At 67.2% G+C, this 7,262-nt stretch carries 6 protein-coding genes; all 6 read left to right on the plus strand.

What is annotated here, in order from left to right; genetic code table 11:
• Positions 1-70: 70 nt before the first annotated feature.
• The 6 genes from AC1RQF_RS17560 (at position 71) to AC1RQF_RS17585 (ending at position 7,217) form a co-directional block, all read left to right on the plus strand.
• Positions 71-1,690, plus strand: a complete 1,620-nt coding sequence (locus AC1RQF_RS17560; protein WP_492872598.1) for a peptide ABC transporter substrate-binding protein — start codon at positions 71-73, stop codon at positions 1,688-1,690.
• Positions 1,691-1,703: 13 nt separating this feature from the next.
• Positions 1,704-2,642, plus strand: a complete 939-nt coding sequence (locus tag AC1RQF_RS17565) for an ABC transporter permease subunit (protein ID WP_273997285.1) — start codon at positions 1,704-1,706, stop codon at positions 2,640-2,642.
• Positions 2,643-2,652: 10 nt separating this feature from the next.
• A complete protein-coding gene (locus AC1RQF_RS17570) occupies positions 2,653-3,555 on the plus strand; it encodes an ABC transporter permease (protein ID WP_492872599.1) in 903 nt (300 codons plus the stop codon).
• Between the two features lies 1 nt (position 3,556).
• Positions 3,557-4,546 carry an ABC transporter ATP-binding protein gene (locus AC1RQF_RS17575; protein ID WP_273997286.1) on the plus strand — a complete coding sequence of 330 codons (990 nt, stop codon included), beginning with the start codon at positions 3,557-3,559 and terminating at the stop codon, positions 4,544-4,546.
• Positions 4,543-5,592: an ABC transporter ATP-binding protein gene (locus tag AC1RQF_RS17580; RefSeq protein ID WP_273997288.1), complete on the plus strand. Its 1,050-nt coding sequence runs from the start codon at positions 4,543-4,545 to the stop codon at positions 5,590-5,592. Before AC1RQF_RS17575 ends, AC1RQF_RS17580 begins: the two co-directional genes overlap by 4 nt.
• A 173-nt stretch (positions 5,593-5,765) precedes the next feature.
• On the plus strand, positions 5,766-7,217 hold the full coding sequence (locus AC1RQF_RS17585) for an OprD family porin (protein ID WP_492872600.1): 1,452 nt from the start codon (positions 5,766-5,768) through the stop codon (positions 7,215-7,217).
• Positions 7,218-7,262: the final 45 nt, after the last annotated feature.

Genomic DNA, 7,262 nt, shown 5'->3' on the forward strand with positions numbered 1-7,262 from the left:
AAGCGTCTCAGGCGCCCGGCGCGTTCGCGTCGCGCGTTCTCTCCGTTAATTCAGCCAACTCTGCATATCCATGAAACTTACGCATGCCATGACGGCCGTGCTGGCCGCGCTCGCCCTGACGACGATGCATCCGGCATCCGCCGTGACCGTTCCCGCCAACGTCGCGCTTGCCGACCAGCAGGATCTGACGCGGCAGGTGCCTGCCGAGGTCGAGTCGCTCGACCCCGCGCACATCGAGTCGTGGACGGCCAACACGGTCAGCCTCGATCTGTTCGAGGGGCTCACGCGGATCGCGGCGGACGGCTCGGTGGTGCCGGGGGTGGCGCAGTCATGGGAGCGCAAGACGCCGGAGACGTGGGTGTTCAAGCTGCGCCGCGATGCGAAGTGGAGCAACGGCCAGCCGGTGACGGCGGCGGATTTCGTCTATGCCTGGCAGCGCGTCGCGGATCCGAAAACAGGTTCGAAGTACACGATTCTGATCGAGTTCGTGAAGAACGCGACCGACATCATCGCCGGCAAGCAGCCGGTGTCGAACCTGGGCGTGCGCGCGGTCGACCCGTATACGCTGGAAGTGACGACCACGGTGCCCGTCGCGTACTTCCCCGAGCTGACCGCGATGGTGACGCTCGTGCCGATCAACAAGGACGTCGTCACGCGCCTCGGCGACGCCTGGACCCGGCCGAAGAACATGGTCAGCAACGGCCCGTACACGCTGGTCGACTGGCAGCCGAACAACCGCATCGTGGCCGCGAAGAGCGACAAGTACTGGAATGCGCGCAACGTCGTGATCCGCAAGGTGACCTACCTGCCGATCGAGAGCGACGATACCGCGATGCGCATGTACCAGTCGGGGCAGATCGACTACACGTACTCGATTCCGGCGGGCGTGATCAAGCAGGTGAGCACGCAGTTCGGCAAGGAGCTGCGCCAGGGCCTGCAGCTCGCGAGCTATTACTACTACATGAAGAACAGCGAGCCGGTGTTCAAGGACAAGCGCGTGCGCCAGGCGCTCGCGATGGTGCTCGACCGCGACATCCTGACCTCGAAGCTCACGCAGGCGGGCGAGGTGCCGATGTACGGGCTGATGCCGGCCGGCACCAAGGGCATCGATCATCCGTTCAAGCCGGACTGGGCGAGCTGGCCGATGGCCAAGCGCGTCGAGTACGCGAAGAGCCTGCTGAAGCAGGCCGGCTATTCGGATGCGAATCCGCTGTCGTTCACGCTGACCTACAACACCAGCGACCTGCACAAGAAGGTCGCGCTGTTCTCGGCATCCGAGTGGCGCACCAAGCTCGGCGTGAACGCGAAGCTCGAGAACGTCGAATTCAAGGTGCTGATGAAGCTGCGGCATGACGGCAAGGTGCAGATGGCGCGCGACGGCTGGTTCGCCGACTACAACGACGCGATGACCTTCTTCGACCTGCTGCGCTGCGGCAGCCCGCAGAACACGGTCGGCTACTGCAACCCGAAGGTCGACGCGCTCGTTGCCGAGGGCAACCAGAAGCTCGACGACAAGGCGCGCTCGGCGCTGCTCACGCAGGCGCACGACCTCGCGATGAACGACTACCCGATGCTGCCGCTGTTCCAGTACACCGCGGACCGGCTCGTCAAGTCGTACGTCGGCGGCTACTCGCTGACGAACTTCATCGACATGCGCGCGTCGCAGGACCTGTACCTGATCAAGCACTGAGGGGAGCGCACCCATGCTGGCCTATGCCTTGCGTCGCACGCTCTGGGCGGTGCCGACGATCCTCGCGGTGATCACCGTCTGCTACCTGCTGCTGCACTTCACGCCGGGCGGGCCGTTCGACGGCGAGAAGCAGCTGTCCGCCGCGACGCTCGCGAACCTGAACGCGAAGTACCACCTCGACCAGCCGCTGTGGAAGCAGTACCTGATGTACCTGAACGCGCTGCTGCACGGCGACCTCGGGCCGTCGTACCGCTACGTCGACTGGACGGTCAACGATCTCGTGCGCAAGGCGTTTCCGGTCAGCCTCGGGGTCGGCGGCATCTCGATCCCGATCTCGATCGGGTTCGGCGTGCTGCTCGGCACGATGGCCGCGGTGTGGCGCGACAGCTTCGTCGATCGCATCGTGATGCTGATCGGCAACTTCGGCAACGTGATCCCGCCGTTCGTGCTCGGCCCCGTCCTGGTGCTGATCTTCGCGATCCTGCTGAAGACGGGCGAGGGCAACGGCTGGCTGCCGGCCGGCGGCTGGGGCGACGGCGGCTGGCGCTACCGGGTGCTGCCGATCCTGCTGCTGACCCTGATCAACGTGTCGCAGCTCGCGCGCGTGATGCGCGGCTCGATGATCGAGACGCTGTCGAGCAACTACATCCGCACCGCGCGCGCGAAAGGGCTGCCGCGCCGCACGATCGTGCTGCGCCACGCGCTCAAGCCGGCGCTGATGCCGGTGGTGTCGCTGGTCGGCTCGGTGTGCATCTCGTCGATCACCGCGGCGGTCGTCACCGAATCCGTGTTCGCGCTGCCGGGCCTCGGCCAACTGGTCGTGAACGGCGCGATCAACCGCGACTACACGCTGGTGCTCGGTCTCGTCGTGCTGACGACGGTGGTCGCGGTGTTGTTCAATCTGCTGGTCGACCTCACGTACGCGTGGCTCGATCCGCGCATCCGTTATTGAGGAGGCGCCCGTGACGCTTGCTACTCCCTCCGTCGAGCTGCCCGAGCACAGCGATGCGCCGCCGCGCTCGCGCACGCCGCTCGAACTGGCGCTGCGCCGCTTCAGGCACAACCGCGCCGCGATGCTGAGCCTCGCGATCCTGGTGCTGATCGCGCTCGCCTGCGTGTTCGGGCCGATGCTGCTGGCGAACGATCCGACCGCGAGCGACTGGTCGTCGATCAGCCTCGCGCCGACCTGGGCGAACCAGCATTGGTTCGGCACCGACGAACTCGGCCGCGACCTGCTGGTGCGCACGCTGATCGGCGGGCGCGTGTCGCTCGAGGTCGGCCTGCTCGGCACGCTGGTGTCGGGCCTGTTCGGCGTCGCGTGGGGCGCGACGGCCGGCTTCGCCGGCGGCCGGATCGATTCCGCGATGATGCGCGTCGTCGACATGATGTACGCGATCCCGTACCTGCTGATCGCCATCCTGATGATGACGCTGTTCGGCCGCTCGTTCATGCTCGTCGTGCTGACGATCAGCGCGTTCTCGTGGCTCGACATGGCGCGCGTGGTGCGCGGCCAGACGCTGTCGCTGCGCAATCGCGAGTTCGTCGATGCGGCGCGCGCGATCGGCGTGAGGCCCGCCTCGATCGTGGCGCGCCATATCGTGCCGAACCTGCTCGGCGTGGTGGTCGTGTACGCGACCGTCAGCGTGCCGGGCGTGATCCTGACCGAATCGGTGCTGTCGTTCCTCGGGCTCGGGGTGCAGGAGCCGATGACGAGCTGGGGCGTGCTGATCCAGGACGGCGCGCAGAAGCTCGATGCGATGCCCTGGCTGCTGCTCGCGCCGGCGATCCTGCTGTGCGTGACGCTCTACTGCGTGAATTTCGTCGGCGATGGCCTGCGCGACGCGCTCGACCCGAAGGATCGCTGACATGGCCCTGCTCGAAGTCAATCAACTCGGCGTGCGCTTCACGCGCAAGGATGCGCCGCCCGTCGACGCGGTATCCGGCGTGTCGTTCGCGCTGGAGGCCGGCAAGACCCTCGGCATCGTCGGCGAATCCGGCTCCGGCAAGAGCCAGACCGTGATGGCGCTGCTCGGCCTGCTCGCCGCCAACGGCTCGACCACCGGTGAGGCGCGTTTCCACGGCGAGAACCTGCTCGCGATGAACACGCGCCAGCTCAACGCGGTGCGCGGCAACCGGATCGGCATGATCTTCCAGGATCCGATGACCTCGCTGAATCCGTTCCTGACGATCGAACGCCAGATGACGGAAAGCCTGCAGCTGCACCGCAAGCTGTCGCGCCGCGCGGCGATCCGGCGCGCGATCGAGGCGCTCGAAGCGGTGCGGATTCCCGACGCCGCGCGCCGCATCCGCATGTATCCGCATGAATTCTCGGGCGGCATGCGCCAGCGCGTGATGATCGCGATGACGCTGCTGTCGGAGCCGGAGATCCTGATCGCCGACGAGCCGACCACCGCGCTCGACGTCACCGTGCAGGCGCAGATCATCGAACTGCTGCGCGAGCTGAACCGCGAACGCGGCACCTCGATCGTGCTGATCACGCACGACATGGGCGTGGTGGCGGGGCTCGCCGACGACGTGATGGTGATGTACGCGGGCCGCACCGTCGAATACGCGAGCGCCGAGGCGATTTTCGCCGCGCCGTCGCATCCGTACACGATCGGCCTGCTGAACGCGCTGCCGCGTCTCGATGCGCCCGACAACGCGCCGCTGATCGCGATTCCCGGCAATCCGCCGCTGCCCGGCCAGATTTCGCAGGGCTGCGCATTCGCGCGGCGCTGCGACTATGCCTCGGCGCATTGCCGGACGGATCGTCCCGAACTCACCCGCTACTCGGAGGCGGGCGCGGTGCGCGCCTGCCATCGGCCCGTGGCGGATATCTCCGGAGGACTGCGATGAGCGCGGCCGGTCTTACTTCCCCGGCCGCGGCGCCCGCTCCGGCCGGCGCCGCGCGCGGCGACGACGCGCTGCTGTCGGTGCGCGACCTCAAGGTGCATTTCCGCGTGCCGCTCGGTGGCTACCCGTGGTCGCGCAAGGGCACGCTGCGCGCGGTCGACGGCGTGTCGTTCGACGTGCGGCCCGGCGAGACGGTCGGGCTCGTCGGCGAATCGGGCTGCGGAAAATCGACGCTCGCGCGCGCGCTGATCGGCCTCGCGCCGATCACGGCCGGCAGCGTGGCGTGGCGCGGCAAGCCGCTCGTGCAGGGTGCGCGCCGCGATATCCGCACCCTGCGCAGCGAAATGCAGATGATCTTCCAGGATCCGCTCGCGTCGCTCGATCCGCGCATGACGATCGAGCAGGTGGTCGCGGAGCCGCTCGTCACGCATCAGCCGCAGCTCGGTCGCAACGAGATCCGCGTGCGCGTGCTCGCGATGCTCGAACGCGTCGGCCTCAATTCGCATCACCTGCTGCGTTATCCGCACGAGTTCTCGGGCGGCCAGTGCCAGCGCGTCGGGATCGCGCGCGCGCTGATCGCCGAGCCGCGCCTCGTGATCTGCGACGAGCCGGTGTCGGCGCTCGACGTATCGATCCAGGCGCAGATCGTCAATCTGCTGCGCGACCTGCAGCGCGAACTGTCGCTCTCCTATCTTTTCGTCGCGCACGACCTGGCGGTGGTGAAGGCCATCAGCCAGCGCGTGCTCGTCATGTATCTCGGCCGCGTGATGGAGTTCGGCGAGCGGCGCGACGTGTACGGCGCGCCGCAGCATCCGTATACGCGCGCGCTGCTCGCCGCCGCGCCGGTGCCGGACCCGGTGCGCGAGCGCGCGCGCCGGTCGCTGCTGCTGTCGGGCGAGATGCCGTCGCCGCTCAATCCCCCGTCGGGCTGCGCGTTCCGCACGCGCTGCCCCGATGCGATCGACGCGTGTTCGCATGAAACGCCGCAGCCGGAAGTGCGCGGCGGATCGGCGTCGCGCGTCGCGTGCATCCGGGTGGGCGCGCGCTGACGCGCGACATAGACAAACACAACACATCGACAACTGGTGTTCACGGGGCGGCGCGGGGTGATTCCCGCGCCGTTGGGAAGGTGCGTTCGTTTTTTCGGACGCGCCGGGGTGTTGCCGGCCGAGAGAGACGGCCGGTAATGGTGGTTCACACACACATATAAAAAGTGACGGTCATGGGAAAAAATAAATCGATGAAGGTGGCATCGAGGGCGGTCCGGCTTGCATGGAGCTGGCCGATAGTCGCGGGGCTCGCGCTGAGTCCCGCAGCATGGGCGGACGACGCGCCGGCCGCGTCCGCATCGGGCGCGACCTCGGTCGCGCAGCAGGCGACGACGCCGAACGCGATCGTCAACGCGGAGGCCACCCAGGCGGTGACGCCGCCCGAGCCGAAGTCGAGCCAGTCGCAATCCAATGGCTTCATCGCCGACAGCCACCTGAACGTGCTGTTCCGCAACTACGCCGACGTGCTCGACGCGAAGGGCGGCCCGCACCGCCACGCGTGGATCCAGGGGGCGATGGCGAATTTCGAATCGGGCTACACGCAGGGGTTGATCGGCTTCGGCGTGGATGCGTCGCTCTACGCGGCGCTGAAGCTCGACGGCGGGATGGGCGCGGGCAACATGGTCCACGTCGCGAAGGGCGGCGGTGGCTCGAACCAGCTCGCGTGGGCGTTCCCGGGCATCTACGACGTGAAGGCCCGGATCTCCAACACGGTGCTCAAGTACGGTTTGCAGGCGGTCGACAATCCGTTCATGGAGCAGCACGACAACCGTGCGCTGCCGCCGACCTTCCTCGGCGCGACCCTTGTCAGCAACGAGTTCCGCAACGTGATGCTCGAAGCCGGCAGCTTCACGAAGAACAACGCGCGCGGCCGCACCACGTTGACCAATCTGACGACGCAATACGGCGGCACGCGCGTCGATCGCTTCACCTATGCGGGCGGCACCTGGGATTACTCGCCGACGGGTTCGGCGTCGCTGTATGCGAGCCAGGCGGACGACGTGTACCGGCAATACTATGCGTCGGTGAAGCAGAGCTACGGCGCGCCGCAGACGATCAAGTGGACGGGCTTCGGCAACGTCTACTCGTCGCACGACACCGGCGACGCGCGCCAGGGCAAGATCGACAACAACGCATACAGCCTGTCGCTGGCCGCGCAGCACGGGCCGCACGAGCTGCTGCTCGGCTATCAACAGATTCTCGGCGACCAGTTCTTCGACTACCTGAACGAGACCAACGGCATCTTCCTCGTCAACTCGATGAACGTCGACTACAACGCGCCGCACGAAAAATCGCTGCAGCTGCGCTACACGTTCTGGGGCAAGGACGCGGGGCTGCCCGGCTTCAAGGCGATGGTGTGGGCGCTGGAAGGCTGGGGCGCGGACGGTTCCGCGAGCGCGGCGCTCGATTCGAGCCAGTCGAGCATGTACTGGAAGAACGGCGCGCCGATCCAGGGGCGTCACCACGAGTTCGGCTTCATCCCGTCCTACACGATCCAGAGCGGCAGGTTCAAGGACACGAAGATCACCTTCATCGCGATGTGGCACGCGGGTTCGATGCACTACTCGGACAGCGGCAACCAGGAATACCGCCTGGTCGTGAACATGCCGGTCAAGGTGTTCTGATATCGGCCGCGCGACGCGCGGCGGGCCCGGCGCGCGTCGGGGCGG

It is taken from the genome of Burkholderia sp. GW821-FHT14F03, from assembly GCF_058803765.1.

Coding starts and splice junctions, on each gene's coding strand:
- AC1RQF_RS17560 (WP_492872598.1), top strand. CDS start 71: ATGAAACTTACGCATGCCATGACGGCCGTGCTGGCCGCGCTCGCCCTG.
- AC1RQF_RS17585 (WP_492872600.1), top strand. CDS start 5,766: ATGGGAAAAAATAAATCGATGAAGGTGGCATCGAGGGCGGTCCGGCTT.
- AC1RQF_RS17565 (WP_273997285.1), top strand. CDS start 1,704: ATGCTGGCCTATGCCTTGCGTCGCACGCTCTGGGCGGTGCCGACGATC.
- AC1RQF_RS17575 (WP_273997286.1), top strand. CDS start 3,557: ATGGCCCTGCTCGAAGTCAATCAACTCGGCGTGCGCTTCACGCGCAAG.
- AC1RQF_RS17580 (WP_273997288.1), top strand. CDS start 4,543: ATGAGCGCGGCCGGTCTTACTTCCCCGGCCGCGGCGCCCGCTCCGGCC.